General features: G+C 67.5%; 15 protein-coding genes, 1 tRNA gene and 1 pseudogene. 13 read left to right on the forward strand and 4 right to left on the reverse strand.

Features of this window, described 5'->3' with window-relative positions; all coding sequences use genetic code 11:
* The 11 genes from AZE13_RS34675 to AZE13_RS29470 all read left to right on the forward strand — a co-directional run.
* A partial coding sequence (locus AZE13_RS34675; RefSeq protein WP_079124510.1) for a hypothetical protein occupies positions 1 to 323 on the forward strand: 323 nt, incomplete at its 5' end.
* A 133-nt stretch (positions 324 to 456) separates the two neighbouring features.
* The gene (locus AZE13_RS29430) at positions 457 to 1,098 is read left to right on the forward strand and encodes a DUF317 domain-containing protein (RefSeq protein ID WP_258528068.1); all 642 of its coding nucleotides are present in this window, start codon (positions 457 to 459) and stop codon (positions 1,096 to 1,098) included.
* 49 nt (positions 1,099 to 1,147) lie between these two features.
* The gene (locus AZE13_RS29435) at positions 1,148 to 2,944 is read left to right on the forward strand and encodes a type IV secretory system conjugative DNA transfer family protein (RefSeq protein ID WP_066938635.1); all 1,797 of its coding nucleotides are present in this window, start codon (positions 1,148 to 1,150) and stop codon (positions 2,942 to 2,944) included.
* Between the two features lie 72 nt (positions 2,945 to 3,016).
* Positions 3,017 to 3,649 (forward strand): hypothetical protein, encoded by a 633-nt coding sequence (locus AZE13_RS37220; protein ID WP_181690487.1) that lies wholly within the window; start codon positions 3,017 to 3,019, stop codon positions 3,647 to 3,649.
* A 218-nt stretch (positions 3,650 to 3,867) separates the two neighbouring features.
* A complete protein-coding gene (locus AZE13_RS37225; protein WP_181690488.1) occupies positions 3,868 to 4,044 on the forward strand; it encodes a hypothetical protein in 177 nt (58 codons plus the stop codon).
* A 207-nt stretch (positions 4,045 to 4,251) separates the two neighbouring features.
* Positions 4,252 to 4,881, forward strand: a complete 630-nt coding sequence (locus AZE13_RS29445) for a hypothetical protein (RefSeq protein ID WP_066938638.1) — start codon at positions 4,252 to 4,254, stop codon at positions 4,879 to 4,881.
* A 277-nt stretch (positions 4,882 to 5,158) separates the two neighbouring features.
* The gene (locus tag AZE13_RS29450; protein ID WP_079124502.1) at positions 5,159 to 6,034 is read left to right on the forward strand and encodes a hypothetical protein; all 876 of its coding nucleotides are present in this window, start codon (positions 5,159 to 5,161) and stop codon (positions 6,032 to 6,034) included.
* Positions 5,980 to 7,290, forward strand: coding sequence for a DNA cytosine methyltransferase (locus tag AZE13_RS29455; RefSeq protein ID WP_066938642.1), 1,311 nt, complete (start codon positions 5,980 to 5,982; stop codon positions 7,288 to 7,290). Before AZE13_RS29450 ends, AZE13_RS29455 begins: the two co-directional genes overlap by 55 nt.
* Complete coding sequence (locus tag AZE13_RS29460; protein ID WP_066938644.1) at positions 7,290 to 8,411, forward strand: DnaB-like helicase N-terminal domain-containing protein; 1,122 nt, start codon at positions 7,290 to 7,292, stop codon at positions 8,409 to 8,411. The genes AZE13_RS29455 and AZE13_RS29460 overlap by 1 nt, the downstream gene beginning before the upstream one ends.
* Complete coding sequence (locus AZE13_RS29465; RefSeq protein WP_258528069.1) at positions 8,408 to 10,303, forward strand: restriction endonuclease fold toxin-2 domain-containing protein; 1,896 nt, start codon at positions 8,408 to 8,410, stop codon at positions 10,301 to 10,303. The genes AZE13_RS29460 and AZE13_RS29465 overlap by 4 nt, the downstream gene beginning before the upstream one ends.
* A gap of 13 nt (positions 10,304 to 10,316) precedes the next feature.
* A complete protein-coding gene (locus AZE13_RS29470; protein ID WP_066938649.1) occupies positions 10,317 to 10,769 on the forward strand; it encodes a hypothetical protein in 453 nt (150 codons plus the stop codon).
* Positions 10,770 to 11,053: 284 nt separating this feature from the next.
* Here AZE13_RS29470 and AZE13_RS29475 read toward each other — a convergent pair whose 3' ends face one another.
* On the reverse strand, positions 11,054 to 11,941 hold the full coding sequence (locus AZE13_RS29475; RefSeq protein WP_066938652.1) for an endonuclease NucS domain-containing protein: 888 nt from the start codon (positions 11,939 to 11,941) through the stop codon (positions 11,054 to 11,056).
* Between the two features lie 211 nt (positions 11,942 to 12,152).
* On the opposite strand from AZE13_RS29475, the gene AZE13_RS29480 reads away from it, so the two are divergent.
* Together AZE13_RS29480 and AZE13_RS38555 are read left to right on the forward strand one after the other, a co-directional pair.
* Positions 12,153 to 12,227: transfer RNA gene (locus AZE13_RS29480), tRNA-Arg, on the forward strand.
* A gap of 720 nt (positions 12,228 to 12,947) precedes the next feature.
* A pseudogene (locus AZE13_RS38555) lies at positions 12,948 to 13,555 on the forward strand (hypothetical protein).
* Positions 13,556 to 13,628: 73 nt separating this feature from the next.
* On the opposite strand, the gene AZE13_RS29485 reads toward AZE13_RS38555, so the two are convergent.
* From AZE13_RS29485 to AZE13_RS29495, 3 genes are all read right to left on the reverse strand, one after another.
* Complete coding sequence (locus AZE13_RS29485) at positions 13,629 to 13,892, reverse strand: GlsB/YeaQ/YmgE family stress response membrane protein (RefSeq protein WP_066938654.1); 264 nt, start codon at positions 13,890 to 13,892, stop codon at positions 13,629 to 13,631.
* 32 nt (positions 13,893 to 13,924) lie between these two features.
* Positions 13,925 to 14,380 (reverse strand): tellurite resistance TerB family protein, encoded by a 456-nt coding sequence (locus AZE13_RS29490; protein ID WP_066938657.1) that lies wholly within the window; start codon positions 14,378 to 14,380, stop codon positions 13,925 to 13,927.
* A 252-nt stretch (positions 14,381 to 14,632) separates the two neighbouring features.
* Positions 14,633 to 14,854 (reverse strand): hypothetical protein, encoded by a 222-nt coding sequence (locus AZE13_RS29495; protein WP_066938660.1) that lies wholly within the window; start codon positions 14,852 to 14,854, stop codon positions 14,633 to 14,635.
* Positions 14,855 to 15,025 lie beyond the last annotated feature (171 nt).

The following is a 15,025-nucleotide window of genomic DNA, read 5'->3' on the forward strand; positions in this document are numbered from 1 at the left end:
CCCACGCAGTACAGAGCAACTGGGGCTATCAACTCGGCGTCCTGCACGCCGCACTCGACCGCCTCGACGCCCTGCACGAGGCATGGCTGCACACACGCGACAGTCTCCCCGCCGAGGCCCGGCCCGGCACTCCGGCCTTCGACAGCGCCCTGGCCGAGCACCACGCCGAATGCTGGAGCTACCTCGACAACTGGGCCACGCACGGCCATGTTCTCAGCGACATCAACACCGCCGCACTGCACACCCCCTCGCCCCTGGCCCCGCCGCCAGCCATGACAGCGGTCCCGGCACCCAGCCGAACCACATCGGTGCGCAGGTCGTGACGATGTCCCAGGTCCCGACACCGTCGAGCAGACGCTCGTCTGCCCCCGCCATCTCGCCGACGGCGGCGATCCCGCCTGGGTCACCGTCCCTCTCCACCAAGCCTGCGGATGGAGCTACGGGCACGACCCGCTGATGCCCCGCGTCATCCTCACCAGCCCCGACCAGCAGGCCCACCTACGCCTGGAGCCCACCCCGGATGACCAGTGGTGGCGCCTGCATCATGCTGCCACCCCCGGCAGCCCTGCCTGGTGGGCGAGTTTCGGCGCACGCACCCCGGTGGAACTCATCGCCGCCGTCACCGACGCCCTCACCGCACCCGCCACACCGCCGACGGCAGCCACCAGCCCCTTGGAACCCCTGCGGCACGCCGGATGGAGCTGGTCACCCAACACCCGCGTCTCGCCCGACCGCATCGCCGAAGTCGAGCACTTCACCGATCACGGCAGCAACAGCTGGTTCATCACAGCCGCCCTCAACAAAGACCCAGAGAACCAGCTCTGGCAGGCACACTTCGACGGCAACACACCCGACCACCTGGTCACCGCCTTCACCCGGGCCCTCGCCGATCCCGCCCCGCTGGTCCGCGATCCCTTCCGCCTGCCACCGCGTACTCGCCAGCGCCTGCACGTCCGTACCGAGCAACTGCCCGCCGACACCGTGGCCTTCGCGCTGGAGCGACGCGTCGCGGATCTCGCCGCACGGCATCCGCGCACCAGCACGCAATCCCCAGCCGCGGGCCCACCTCGCCTGCCGAAGCGGCGCCGCACCCGCTGACCCGCGAGCGCGCCCCTGTCCTGCCCGCCCCGTACATGGAACCGCCCTCTTGCCCCAACCCTCCGCCAGCACGAACACCGATGGCTACGACATAGCCTTCAAGATCCTTCTTGGAGCCATCGCCGTCGCCGTCCCCCTGTCCAACCTTGCCTGGCTCGGCGGCAACCTCACCGCCTGGGCCACCGACTCCGGGCCTCACGCCCCCTACCAGCCCGTACGAGCCGTACTGCACCCCGACCAGCTGTGGCCCGACCTGGGCGAAACTTCCCTCCTGATCGGCACGCGCCTCCTGCCCTGCGCCGTACTGATCGCGCTCGGCGTCACCGCCGCCGTGCTGTGGAAGCGGCACAAAGCCGGCAGCGCCGGGCGCAAGAAGCGCATCGCCGGGATGGCCAAGCACAAGGACATCGAGCCGCTGATGTCCAAGGCCATCACCGCTAAAGCCCGCTCCCTGCGCCCAAGTCTGAAGACCATCAAGCACATCGACGCAAAGGACACCGGCATCCTCCTCGGCAACCTTCAGGGCGCCAAGTCCGAGGTACGTATGGGGTACGAGGACGTCGCTGTCGCGATCATGGCGCCGCGATCCGGAAAGACCACGTCGCTGGCGATCCCCTCCATCCTCAACGCGCCCGGCCCGGTCCTGCTGACCTCCAACAAGGCCGCGGGCGACGCATACACGGCGACGATCGAAGCGCGTGCGGCCGTCGGCCGGACGTGGGAGATGGACCCGCAGCAGATCGCCCACGCCGAACGCGCCATGTGGTGGAACCCGTTGACCGACGCCAAGACCCTCGATGGAGCTGGGCGGTTGGCCGGACACTTCCTCGCCGCGTCCGTGGACGCGAGCCAGCAGGGCGACTTCTGGTCCAAGGCCGGCTCCAACATATTGTCGCAGTTGTTCCTGGCCGCTGCCCTGGACGAGCGGCCGATCACCGACGTCATGGCCTGGCTGGCGTTCCCCGCCGACCGCACCCCGCTCGACATCCTGAGGGATCACGGCTTCACCGCCGTCGCCGCCCAGCTCAAGGGCACCGTGGAGGGCCCGCCGGAAACACGCGACGGCATCTACGAAACCGCCCGGCAGTACGCCGCCGCCCTCCTCAACGCCGAGATCGCCAAGTGGGTGACCCCGCAGAAGGACGTGCCGGAGTTCAAGCCGAGCCAGTTCGTCACCAGCACGGACACGCTGTACCTGCTCTCGAAGGACGGCGGAGGCGGCGCCTCGGCGCTCATCGCCGCCTGCGCCGACTCGGTCATGCGAGCCGCGACCGCCCAGGCCGAACGTGCCGGCGGACGTCTCGATCCGCCGATGCTCGCGATCCTCGACGAGGCCGCCAACGTCTGCAAAATCTCAGACCTGCCGGACCTCTACTCCCACCTCGGCAGCCGCGGCATCATCCCGATCACCATCCTGCAGTCCTACCGCCAGGGACAGAAGGTGTGGGGGGACACCGGCATGGACGCCATGTGGTCCGCCTCCACCATCAAGGTCATCGGATCCGGTATCGACGACCCTGACTTCGCCGACAAGCTCTCCCGGCTGATCGGCGACCACGACGTCGAGACCACCTCCACCTCCACCTCCGAGTCCGGCAAGAGCACCTCCGTGTCGATGCGACAGGAGCGCATCCTGCCCGCCGACGCGATCCGCGCCCTCCCCAAGGGCACCGCGCTCTGCTTCGCCACCGGCATGCGCGCCGCCATGCTCGACCTCCGCCCGTGGTACCTCGAACCGGGCGCCGACGAGCTGTCCGCGGCCTCAGCCCGTGCCTCGAAGGCGATCACTGCCCGTGCCGTCGCCAAGCACACGCCCCAGCAGGACGACTACGGCCCCGCCGCGTAGTTCTTCTCCTCCTCGCCCCGCCTGTCCGCCGGACATGCCGGCCCTCCCCCCTTCTCTCGTATGGAGTTCGGATTGCAGATCATCAACCTGACCGAGCAGACACGCCTCCTCGGTCAGGTGGCACCCGCGCTGGAGTCCCTACGCGAGGAGGTGGAAAGGGTCCGAGGCGGCGAGATTTCCAAACCCGTGCGCGAACTGGCTCCGATCGCCGTCCGCGCGCAGGAGCTGGCGAACCAGTGCACGCAGCAGCTCGCCGTTCTGTCGACCAGCCAGTACACCGCCATGAAGGACGGCCCCGAGAACCTCGCCGAACTCGCCGAGGCATCCGCCCAGGTGTCACTCGCCGCCACCCTGTGCACCCTGGCTATCCACAGCCGCACGGAAGTCCTGCTGTACGAGGACGCAGACGAGACCCCGGAGACGAGCCGCCAAAACCTGCGAGGCGCCGTTGAAGAACTGGATTTCGCGGCGACGACATACCGAAGGCTGACGCAACGGCTCTCCCGTCGTCTGGCCTCCACCGCCGAACGGCGTGAAGACCAGCAGCTCATCGACCGTGCCTTGGCCGCCCCCGGAGCCACCGGCACGCACTCAACCACCCCGACACCAGCACCCACAGCAGTCAAAGCCGCGTGTCCCAGCCCAGCGAGGAGCGCGCTGCCCCGAGGACACGCTGACGACGGGCCGCTCAAGGGCCGACGCTAACAAGCTATCGGCCGCTTCACAGCACGGCTCGACGGCATCACCGCCACCGGCGATCGCCAAGGCCACCCGAAGCAGGCCGACTTCGGCCGAGCGGCATAAGCCAGGTGCCGGCGCTCTGGCGCACCGAAGGCGACGCCAGAGCGCCGGCGACCGCCGGCACCACCCGCCGCCTCTCACCCAACCCCTCATCTCTGGGGCGCTATTGGCCTGCATCGACCATGCCGACGTCGTCATCGGCTCTACCGAATGACGAGCAGCAAGCCATCCTCGGTCAGCTCGCCCGACAACGGCGCATCGCAGCCGAGATCACCGAATGGGCCCAGCACAACGCCCACTGGCGCCACTTGCCGAACGGTGTCTTCAACTCGCTGGAGACCGCCAAGACGGCCACCTAGCAACTCGCCGACGGCCTCGACCACACCAGCCCGGCTTTCGCCACTCACCAGGCCCGTCTACGAAGCGCATCGACCATCCACCACCCCGACAAGCAACGCACAGCCACACCCCCGGCAGCGACCGCACCCCGTAGACACACCGGTCCGGCGCAACCCCGCAACGCGCCACCGCGGACGTCCCATCACTGACCGACATCACTGGACCTCATGGCACTCATGGACACCGCCGATGCCTTCTTCGGCTCGGCCGACGACGGCACCGTCTTCGTCATCGTCAACCCCGACCTGCCCCACGCCGTCGATGTGCTCCGCGCGCACGGCTTCGAACTCCACACACAGCAGGGCCGCACCCTCTACACCCAGCCCCCGGGCACCGGCCCGCAGCAGACCCAGGCCGCCGTCGCCGCCGCCTTCACCGCAATGCTGCAGCACACCCACAACGTCGTCGACCTGACCAGCACTGCCACGTCCACCACAGCAGGTCAGGCCCCAGTGCCCGACGTGCGCCTCACCTATTCCGAACAGGCGGTCACCGCCACCACCGCCAACCAAGCAGCGGCCGAAATCCTGAGCCGCTACGGCTTCCATCTCACCGCCACCGCCGATGGCCAGAGCACCTATGCCCTGCCCACGGACATGGCGGCGCGCGAGCGTGACACCGCCGTCGTGCACGCCGATAGCCACCTCCTAGTCGACGGACTGACCGTAACAACCTCCGTCGGCATCACCACCGCGCAGCCCCCACTCCCCCCGACGTCACGGGGCCACCGGTTCGCCACAACACCGACGCCCCCCGCGGCAGTGACCGCCACACCCGTGCGCCGACGTCCGCGATAGACGTCCGCCTCGGACGAAACCGTCTCCCTCGCCACGCCACATAGCCGGCGCAAGGTAGGCCCCGGATCGGCTCACGGGTTCATCCCGGCCAGCCCCACGCGCCCCTTTCAACGGCGAGTTCGCCGACGTCACGCCAACACCGTGCCCAGCACCGGCCCTGCACGGCGCTGAACTGCCTTCTACTCCCGGCCAACCCCGCTCATCGCAAGGACCCGCCATTTCCGCAACCCCAGAATTTCGATGCATTTCTCTCGGTGCCGGAATTCAATCCAGCGCCATGCTTGCACTTTCAGCCCAGGGCATACTCCCCAAGGTCGACTATGCCATCTTTGCCGACACGGGATGGGAACCGAGGTCCGTTTACTCACACCTCAACCGCCTAGAGCGAGAAATAGCCGAACCAGCAGGCATACCTGTTCTCCGCGTCTCCTCCGGGAACATTCGCAAAGATGCCCTCGACCCACAGCATAGATTCGCCTCAATGCCTCTCTACATCCTTAATCAGGATGGCAAGCCGGGGATGACCCGGAGGCAATGCACGGGCGAATATAAAATTAAGCCGATCAAAAAGAAGGTCCGGGAACTGCTTGGCTATCCATATCCCGCGCGTGTCCCCAAGGGGATGTTCGTCGAGCAGTGGGTTGGAATCTCGACCGACGAATTTCACCGGGCCAAGGACGCCGACGTCAAGTACATGCGCAACCGCCACCCTTTGATAGATATGAGCTGGTCACGAGCCGACTGCGTCCGTTACCTGACGTCTCTCGGGCTGGCCGACACCCCGAAATCAAGCTGCCTCGGTTGCCCATTTCACGGAAACGCTCAGTGGCGCCACATCAGGGATAACTCGCCGTCGGAGTGGGCAGACGTGGTGGCCTTCGACGCAGCGATCCGCAAGGGCAACGCCCGTGCCAACGCCACCGGCAACCGGCTACTCGGAGAGGCTTTTCTTCACCGCTCCCGCGTACCCCTCGACCAGGCTCCGATCGATCACGTCACCGCTGCCGAATGGGCGGCTCTCCAGCAGGAAATCGGCACCGACTCCCCGAATACCGACGAGCTGGAGCAGGGCGTCATTGACGGTTGCTCACCCTGGGCATGCCGTGGCGCCGAAGCAGCTCGCACACAGCAAGACTTCGGGCTGGTGTCGTGATCCTTGACCTCTTCAGCGGCCCCGGCGGCTGGAGTTTCGCTCTGACCATGCTGGGATTTCGGGACGTGGGCCTGGAATGGGACGAGTGGGCCTGCAAAACCCGCACTGCGGCAGGCCAGTTGACGATCCGAACCGATGTCGCCTTGTATCCGGCCTGGCCGTTTGTGGGCAAGACCACAGGTCTTATCGCTTCACCCCCCTGTCAGGCGTGGTCGAGGGCCGGCAAACGCCTCGGGCTCATCGACCAGCCACTGGTCCACCAGGCCGTCGCCGACCTCGCCCAGGGCCTGGACACCCGCGCCAGATTGCTGACCTCATGCCGCGACGAGCGCTCCTTGCTCGCGGCGGAGCCGATGCGCTACCTGCACGCCCTCCATGCAGTCGGCCAGCCGGAATGGGTAGCCATGGAGGAGGTACCGGACGTGCTGCCGCTGTGGCGTCAGTACGCGGCGGTCCTGCGTGGCTGGGGTTTCTCCGTGTGGGCCGGAATCTTGAATGCCGCCGACTATGGAGTACCGCAGACCCGGCGGCGGGCGATTTTGCTGGCTTCCCGTACGCGCACCGCCGTGCCGCCGCAGCCCACACATGCCGAAGTCGCCGAGCCCGAGACGCTGTTCGGGCCGGGCCGCGCCCGGTGGGTGAGCATGGCGCAGGCCCTCGGCTGGGGCGCCACCGACCGGCCCGTCCCCACCGTCTGCGCTGGAGGCGGACCCGGCGGCGGCGCCGAACCCTTCCCGTCTGGCTCCCGCAAGACGCTCTCCGACGCCCGCGACCGCGGTACCTGGACACCAAGGCCCGACAGGGGCGTCCTGCACGCCCACCGCGAAAAGGCTGGGTGGGGCACCGGTGACAACCGGCCTGCCGACCGCCCGGCGCCTACGTTCACTAACGAGGCGCACCGCTGGGCGTGGTCGCTGCGGAGCAACAACCAGGCCAACGCCACCGTCCGCCGTGCCGACGAGCCGGCAGGGACGCTGTTCTTCGGGCACCGCGCGAACGAATGCACATGGGTCGCCGAGCCCGCCGCCGCGTACCCCAAGGACGCGGCGTCCCCGACGGTGCCAGAGCCGATCCGGATCACCGCCCAGGAGGCGGGCATGTTGCAGACCTTCCCGGCCGACTACCCCTGGGCCGGCAACAAGGGGCAGCAGTTCTCCCAGATCGGCAACGCCGTCCCCCCGTTGCTCGCTGGGCATCTCCTCGCCCCGCACCTGCGCGTTCCCCTCGACCCCGACGACTTCGCCCTGGCCGCCTGATGCCCCACACCACCGACCCGTACGAAGACGACGACCTGGACGACCTGCCACCTCCCCAAGCCGTGCACCACGCCGAGCAGGCCCTGCTCGGCGCGCTGTTCCTTGCCCCCCACCGGCTCGCCGACCTCGGCGGCCTTGAGGCCGACCACTTCAGCAGCCACGCCCACGCCATGCTCTTCGCGGCCATGCGCACCGTGCCGCCACCCGCCCCCGAGACCCACCGCACCGACCCGACCTGGCTGAACACCGTCCTCGATGCCGCACGCCCCGAAGCCCCTGGCCTTGCCGCCTCCTACCTCCACACCCTCATCGAGGCATGCCCGTGGCCCCAACACGCGGTGACGTACGCGCGGATGATCCGATCCGACCACGCCCGCCGCATGCTGGGCATGCATGCTGAGCGCCTGGCCCAGACCGCAACCGACGCCACCCTGCCCAACCCAGCCGCCACCGTCCTCGCCCAGGCCGACACGCTCGGACAGTTCCTGGAGGACCTTTCCGGTCAGTTCGCGCCGCACCCCGGCTCGCTGCCCCGCAGGGTCCTGCGCGAGGCGCCCGCAGGGGACAGTGGCGAGGAGGCCCTGGACGAGGAACGGCTGCTGCTCGCGACCGCGACAGCGCACCCCGCAGAGCTGAGGGACATGCGGTGGCTGATGCCCGAGGACTTCACGCTGCCGCAGCATGCCGCGCTGTGGCAGTGCCTGACCTCGCTCGTCCACCGCGGTGACCCCGTCGATCCGGTCACCGTGCTGTGGGAGGCCCAGCACCGTGGCCTCCTCGCCGACGGCCTCACCCCCAGCGACCTGATGGCACTCATCTCCACCCCCGTCGGCTCCCCCGAGCACTGGGGCGAGAAGATCCTCCAACGAGCCCTGCTCGCCCATGCCCACACCGTCGCCACCCGGATCACCGCCTACACCGAGGACCCGGCCAACACCCCCCACCAGCTGATCACCGGCAGCCGCCGCGCCCTAGCCGGCCTCACCGCACTGCGCACCCGCTGGCAATGCGCCACCGCCACCCCTCCATCGACAGCCACACGTACACCGCGCGCATCGGTGCTCCCCCGGGCTGGACCGCCACCCCGAACCGCCCCGCCCGCAGCCCGATCCTTCCGATGAGGCTGCTTGTTCCGGTCGGCAGCATGCCGGCGGGAACGGCGAAGCGAGAACCCATGCCCCACCCCGGCACGAACTCCCACATCCGTCTCGACCAGCATCACGACCACACCAGCGCCGTCACCGCCACCATCGAGGGCACCAGCATCCACGCCACCCGCGGCCAGCGTCCCTCCCGGCCAGGTGCTTCCCTTCGTTGTCCGGTTCCCAACCCCTGTCCATCAGCCAGTGATCACTGTGCGGTAGAACGGATGCCGGTTGCCGTGCTGCCAACCGGGGGGGCGACATTGAGCGGCTTCGAATTCAACACCGGCCAGATGATCCAGGCATCGATGACGATGATGGACGTCATGCGCGGCGTCCGGGACACTGCCATCGCCCTGGCGAGCGAACTCGACCAGCAGCACGGGATGGCAGGCGACGATGACGCCGGCCGCGCGTTCGCGGCGGTCTACAAACCTGCCGCGGCCGCCACGCTCGACAAGATCGGCTTCGGCTCCGACCTCATGGGAGGGACGGGCAGAGGCATCATGCAGACCGCCCGGGAATACATGAGCACCGAGAGCCAGGTGAGCGCCGAACTACTGGGCAAGCAAGAGGATCTGTCGGCCAACCTGGGCAATCCCGCAGCGGACTGTTCGGCCAGGTTCATCGGGCTGGGCAGGGAGTTGCCCGAAGTCGTCGGCGACACCGCCTGGTACGACCAGTACATGCCGGGCGGTGGCGACCGCTACCGCGGATCCGCTCAGAAGGCGCGCGACGTCTCCGGATCATGGCGGCATGCCGGAAAGCTCCTGGAACGGCTCTACCAGGACGCACAGATATGCGCCTCAACCACCCGGCAGCATCACGTGGGCGAAGCCGCCGACGCGTTCCAGGACTACTTCAAGCGGAACATCGGAACAAGCCATGCTCCCACGCAGGCACAGGCTGACGAGCCGCTCATGGCCAACCTCGTGGCCGCGTGTAGACAGCTGGCCAACGCCTGCGAAAACTACGCGGATCACATCGAAACCGCCCTATCCGCCATCGATGCTCACAAAGCCGACGTCTTCCGGCTTGACCTGCCGTGGGAACAACCCATGTTCGGCGGCAACGGCTTCGACGGCGGCCTCCACGAAGCAGTCCTCGGAGATCCCCGAATCCGCCAGCTCGGTGACATCGCGCACAGCCTGGACTCCTCGCAAGCACGGATACGACTGCCCGGTGGAGACACCGCGCCTCGCCCACCCCTGATGCCGGGTGGGGGCGTCAGGGTACCGGTCCCGATCATGCTCGCCTCGGCGACGCCGACGATGGTGCTCATGGGGCAGCGAATAGATCCGGGCCTCCCACACAGCGACCCGATACCGCCGACCCATCCCAACCTGCTATCCCCGGCCGAGCAGGCGGCCTTCCGGACCTGGCGGAACTCCCTGCCAGCGGAGGGATTCGCCGGTGGCGGCAACGCCACCAAACCGGAGAACGCGTACCAGATGCGGGTAGCCGGCTACCCAGAACGAGAAGTTCCGCTTCCCCCCGGAGCCATTGGCCCGTCCGGGAAGGGCCTCATGGTCGATGGCTTGCGACCGGCAGACGGCTACGCGGTAGAGGCCAAATACGTTCGAGACCCTGGCTGCAACAACACCTACCGGCGGCTCAGCGAAGTGGACAAAACGCTAGGAACCCCAGTCAAGCTCAACCCGAACGGGAAGCCGAAGTTCGACCCGCGTCGGGATGCGATGTACCCAAGCGACGCCGCCGAACTGTTCCGCTACCGGGCGGCCATGTCAGACCCGCGCAACTCCCAGATCAAGGGGCTTGAGATCATCACGAACGACAAGGAGGGCTCCGCATACTGGCAGAGCATGATGGCTATGACCGGCGTGCAGGGCACCACACGCTACGAACCCTGAGACAGGGACTTCCATGACCGACGATGAGAACCGCGCAACGCTCTTCTTCTACCCTCCGGTTGATGATGCGGACTCGTGGCACATGACGTTCGAAGGGCTCGAGGAAGCGCTCAAGGAGCGATTCCCGGGCGCCTTGATCCAGACGCTTCCCACTCCGTTCCGGGAGGGAAACTTCCTGTCGTTCGAGGTACTCGTCGCCGAGGGTGTCGGAGTTCGGGGCACTGCCACCATCCCCATCGAGGAATGCGGCTGCATCACCCTGAAGCTTGTCACCCCCGGTGAAGCGGCACCTTTCGCCCAATGGCTACGCGACGACTTCATCCCCTCGCCTGACCTAATCCGGTTCAGCAGCGAAGGGGCCATGGAGATCGGCGACGAAACACACTGGGAGCTGCCACGCTCCGGAGAGCAGGCAGGGATCGAAGAGGACCTTCGCGCGCACATCGCCTACGTCGAAAGCATCTGAATCGCCAGATCGTGACCTTCACCCCGTGGCTGGACGTCGCGGCACCACATCAGCGCTTGTCGCAGGGGGATCCGAGCCAGATCTGCACCACATCTTCGCAGCTCCCCGAGGAGATGCCGGGCCATTCAAAGCGGGGCTTTGTAGCGCGGGATCGCCGGTTGGTCAAACCGGCGATCCTCCGCATTATTGATGGTCCACCGCCATTACCTGCCCGTACGTCGAAAGGCATCATCAACACGACCACAATCCGAGCGCAAAACGCACATGGCCAGGCCGTTAACCTTTCACGCCGCAGCGTAGCTGAGGCGGAACAGGTCCTGGGCGCGCTCCAGGTTCCACTCCGTACGCAGCTGCACCTCCAGGTCGCCGGTGCCGTGGTGGCCGAGCCCCGTCATGTCCCGGGTGAAGCCGGGAATGAGGTCGACCTCCTTCGGGTCGGCCTTGAGGTAGACGAGGAGCTTGGTCTGCTGCGGCGGGCAGACGCAGGCGAAGTTCCGCAGCCGCTGGTAGGCCGCGTACTGCTTGCGCTGGACCCGGGTGACGCCGTCCCCCAGACCCAGCAGCACCTCGTCGACCGCCTCGGCCAGCTCCGACATCGCCCCGCCCTGCCTTCGGGCCGAGGGCAGCGCGGCCGCGCGCCGGCGAGTCCGCCTCGTTACGGCCGACTGCCCGGTGACCGAGGCCACGGTCTCAAGGCCGATGTGCTCGTTGCCGAAGTACCGGTAGCGCACCAGGTCGATGCTGCGGCGGTGCTCGCGTACGGCGTGCGCGTCGTAGCGGGTGAAGTCGCCGGCGACGCAGATCAGCCTGGGTGCGCTCCACAGGATCTGGGACGCGGCCGGGGCACCGAGCCGGTCGCGGACCAGGTTCCGGAAGGCGTCCTTGTGGGCCATGAGCCACGACATGTAGTAGAGGCCCTGGTGAATCACGCCTGCGTCGGTGCCGCGTTTGAATTCCACAATGACCGGTGCGTTGTTCTCGTCGATCCCGAGCGAGTCGATCCGCCCGCCATCGGCGCAGTCGATGACGTACTCGCTCGCCAGGAACCGCACTCCCAGCATCGTCTCCATGTGCGCCTCGATGAGGTCCTGCACATCCGCCTCGACGTCGGCAAGGCGCGGCGTGACCTCGGTCACGCCGCCTTTCGTGTTGAACAGCTTCAGGCCCGACACCTTCCCCTCCTCGACTCGAAGAGCAGGAACGTCGGGCGGGTGCAGAATTGTTTCCGCGAGGGGCTGCTGATCCGTGAAGATTGTGTGAGACCCTACGTACGGCCCGCCCGGGGCGCTCGCGTCCCACGGATCCTGTGGGATCTACTGATCCCACATACGTCCCACAAGCTCCGTGGGGCGAGTGCTGGGAGACTGCGTTTTCGCAGGTCAGCCCCCGTAGCTCAGTGGATAGCGCAGGCGCCTTCTAAGTGCTTGGCCGCAGGTTCGAGTCCTGCCGGAGGAACCAATGACACCTTCGACAGCAACGTCGCGATCTGCCCGGCCGCATCGATGGTCTCGGCGAAAGACTTCACCAGCAGGGCAGCCTGCTCGCCCGATGTCCCGGCTTGCCGACGCCGCGGTACTGCCATCGGGAGCGAGCACCTTGATGCATTGACTGAGGGCGTAACCGTGCTTCATGAGCGATGCCACCGGACGTCAGCCGCGGGCTGCCGCTGCGGCCGGAGTGTCAAGGCAGCTCGGCAGATGGGCCGTGGCGGTCGCCCCAGGGCCCATGGGCTGTTGCAAATGACGGTTTGGGGTGGCTGACCCAGTCGGGGCTGGAAGCCGACGTTATGGGGGACGTTCCAGTGGTCTACGGTCCGGCGGACGGCATCTGCTCCGCCCGGTGCAACCGGCGGATCTCTGCCCAGTCCTCCACGAGGATCACATTTCCTCCCGACCTTGAGCGTCAAGGCCAGAATCAGATGAAGATCACCAAGTGGGTCACTTTTGATGCGCCGTCAGAGGGGCAGGGTTCGGCCATCGTCGAGAAGCGGCGTGCAGGGCACCCGAGCGGTCACTCTGCCAGGTCCGACGCTCGGTTCACTGCGACCTGGGTTCAGGAACGTCTCGGTAGAGATCTCGCCTACACCACGGTGGTGACCGACCCGCCCAGCTGTTGCGCGGCCTGCTGGCCGAGGCGTCTGTGGAGGGTGGAGTCTGAAGCCAGGGGGTCTGCGTCTTCCTGCCGCTGGTCCTGCGCTTGACGGCCTGGCCGATCACGCGGCCGGACGGCATCTTCATCCGCGGGCAGCGACGTGGCTGCTGACCGGGGTCGCCGGAGTGTTCGCTGTGTGCAGCACCCTGTGCCTGGCTTTGCTGGTGGTGATCGGCACCGCCCAGCTATCGGGCAACTGCTCTCGGGCGGCTGGTCGGACCCGGAAGTGCGCGAAGCGGTTCCCTACGACCAGGTCGCGGGCCGGCTGCATCCCCGCCCTGATCACCGTGCTCGCCACGTGTACGCGGGCGGCGTGGCGTTGTCACGGCGTACGCCACCGTCCCGAATGCGCCCTTGCAGGCTTCCGGCCAGACCGGTGGCGGTGCTGCCGGACTCACTGTGCAGCTCGCGGCGCGGGCCGATCCGTGCCTCCGGCCGCTGCGTACTGCCGTGACATATACCGCCGAGCGGTAGACGGACGAGGACGCGGCCACCCACACCGGCAACAGCTCTGGCCGCCGGCGTTCACTACGGTGGGGTTGGCCGCTCGGGTAGCTGTGGTGGGCACCACCGTCTCGGCGCTGCCCTCGTCACACTGCGTGCCATCTTGCACGCAGCCAGCCACCCCGTTGTAGCCGGGCCGCCGAGCAGAAGGGGGTTGCTGCCGCTCGCCCTGTGGCGGCAGCAACCCCAACCCGGCTTATTTGATCAGCTGCGAGCCTTGAAACGTTCAATGGCGGCCACGCCTGCGGTGGCGAGTCCGATCTGGATGAGCCATTCGATCCAGTCGATGCCCTTGGTGTCCGCTACTCCCAGGCCGGCGGCGATGCCGGTGCCGACGAAGGCCGCGACGATACCGACGCCGATCGTCCACAGCACGCCGATGTGCTGACGGCCCGGCAGCACCAGGCGCCCCAGCGTGCCGATGACGATGCCGATAACGATCGCACTGATGATCCCGGAGATCTCCATACCCGTCCCCTTTTCCTGCCTTGTCTGGGGGCCTAGAGGTCGAACTCGTGGGGCGGCAGGTCAAGCGTGAAGCACGCTTCGCGGACGACGGCCTGTTCGGTCTTGTCGAAGTCGCCGTCGGCGCCGCCGATGACGATGCCGATCTGGATGACGGCGCGGGCCTCGGCGGGCTTCTTCTTCGCCTTGGCGATCTCCTGGAGAACGCTGACCTTGCCGAAGTCGAAGTCGGTGATGAGCCTGTTCAGGTTGTCCTCGAAGCGCCGCTGCAGGTCCATGGCGTCGAAGTTCTGCAGTACCTCGTTGGTGGCGATCAGCTGGGCCACTCGCTGACGCTCGGACGGGTCGACGACGCCGTCGGCGGCGGCGACCAGGGCGCACATCGCCATGCTCGCGTCACGGAACGCGCCGCTCTTGAGGTCGTTCTTCTTCGCCTCGAGTTGTGTCTGCATCTGAGATGCAGACTCCTTGATGCGGTCCCACAGGGCCATGCGAACTCCATGCATCGGTTGAGGGCCGACCCGCCCGGCGGCGGTCCTGTACCCAGGAATATCTACAGCGACGTAGAGACTAGAGTGGCTGGCCGAAAGTTTCGGCGGCTTCCGGGAGGTTTCCTCGAAAGTGTTGGGGCGCCGTCCCGCCGGAGGGGCCGCCGCAGTGCAGACGCCTGACCCGCTTCGGAACCTTCAGTCGCCTGCCGACGGCCCCACAGGGAGCGGAGTCCGTCGGCCCGCGTCTGACGGCTACTGGGCGGAAGTGTCGAGCGTGGCCAGGGCCTGCGCCCAGCGCACGTACTTCAGTCCGGCCAGATCAGAGACCGTCTTGACGCCAAACGCCTCCTGGAGCAGTTCGCCGTCCCGGTCCGAGACCCCCTTCAGCGCGGAGACCGGCGCGGCGAGGATCTCCGGCAGGCTTTTGTCCGCCCACGCCTTGTCCAGCACCTTGTCCAGGTCGATCGAAGTCACGACAGCCCTCCCAGAGAAAGTACGCATCAGTGATCCGGGAGGCGCGCTGCCGTGGTGGCCGCGTCGGCGGATAATGACCTGTCCAATCCGGCGCTCCTCCCCTGGCCGCCCGCCGCCCTCAGGGCAACCGGGAACGTTCGGCCCGCCCCTCGCGTTTTCTACACGCGCGTA

This window comes from Streptomyces sp. NBRC 110611 (assembly GCF_001590865.1).
In the GTDB taxonomy this organism is placed as follows: domain Bacteria; phylum Actinomycetota; class Actinomycetes; order Streptomycetales; family Streptomycetaceae; genus Streptomyces.

Excerpts from the sequence above, each read along its gene's own strand:
- AZE13_RS29430 (WP_258528068.1), top strand. The coding sequence starts at position 457 with ATGCCCCGCGTCATCCTCACCAGCCCCGACCAGCAGGCCCACCTACGC.
- AZE13_RS37225 (WP_181690488.1), top strand. The coding sequence starts at position 3,868 with ATGCCGACGTCGTCATCGGCTCTACCGAATGACGAGCAGCAAGCCATC.
- AZE13_RS29445 (WP_066938638.1), top strand. The coding sequence starts at position 4,252 with ATGGCACTCATGGACACCGCCGATGCCTTCTTCGGCTCGGCCGACGAC.
- AZE13_RS29450 (WP_079124502.1), top strand. The coding sequence starts at position 5,159 with ATGCTTGCACTTTCAGCCCAGGGCATACTCCCCAAGGTCGACTATGCC.
- AZE13_RS29455 (WP_066938642.1), top strand. The coding sequence starts at position 5,980 with ATGCCGTGGCGCCGAAGCAGCTCGCACACAGCAAGACTTCGGGCTGGT.
- AZE13_RS29460 (WP_066938644.1), top strand. The coding sequence starts at position 7,290 with ATGCCCCACACCACCGACCCGTACGAAGACGACGACCTGGACGACCTG.
- AZE13_RS29465 (WP_258528069.1), top strand. The coding sequence starts at position 8,408 with ATGAGGCTGCTTGTTCCGGTCGGCAGCATGCCGGCGGGAACGGCGAAG.
- AZE13_RS29470 (WP_066938649.1), top strand. The coding sequence starts at position 10,317 with ATGACCGACGATGAGAACCGCGCAACGCTCTTCTTCTACCCTCCGGTT.
- AZE13_RS29485 (WP_066938654.1), bottom strand. The coding sequence starts at position 13,892 with ATGGAGATCTCCGGGATCATCAGTGCGATCGTTATCGGCATCGTCATC.
- AZE13_RS29490 (WP_066938657.1), bottom strand. The coding sequence starts at position 14,380 with ATGGCCCTGTGGGACCGCATCAAGGAGTCTGCATCTCAGATGCAGACA.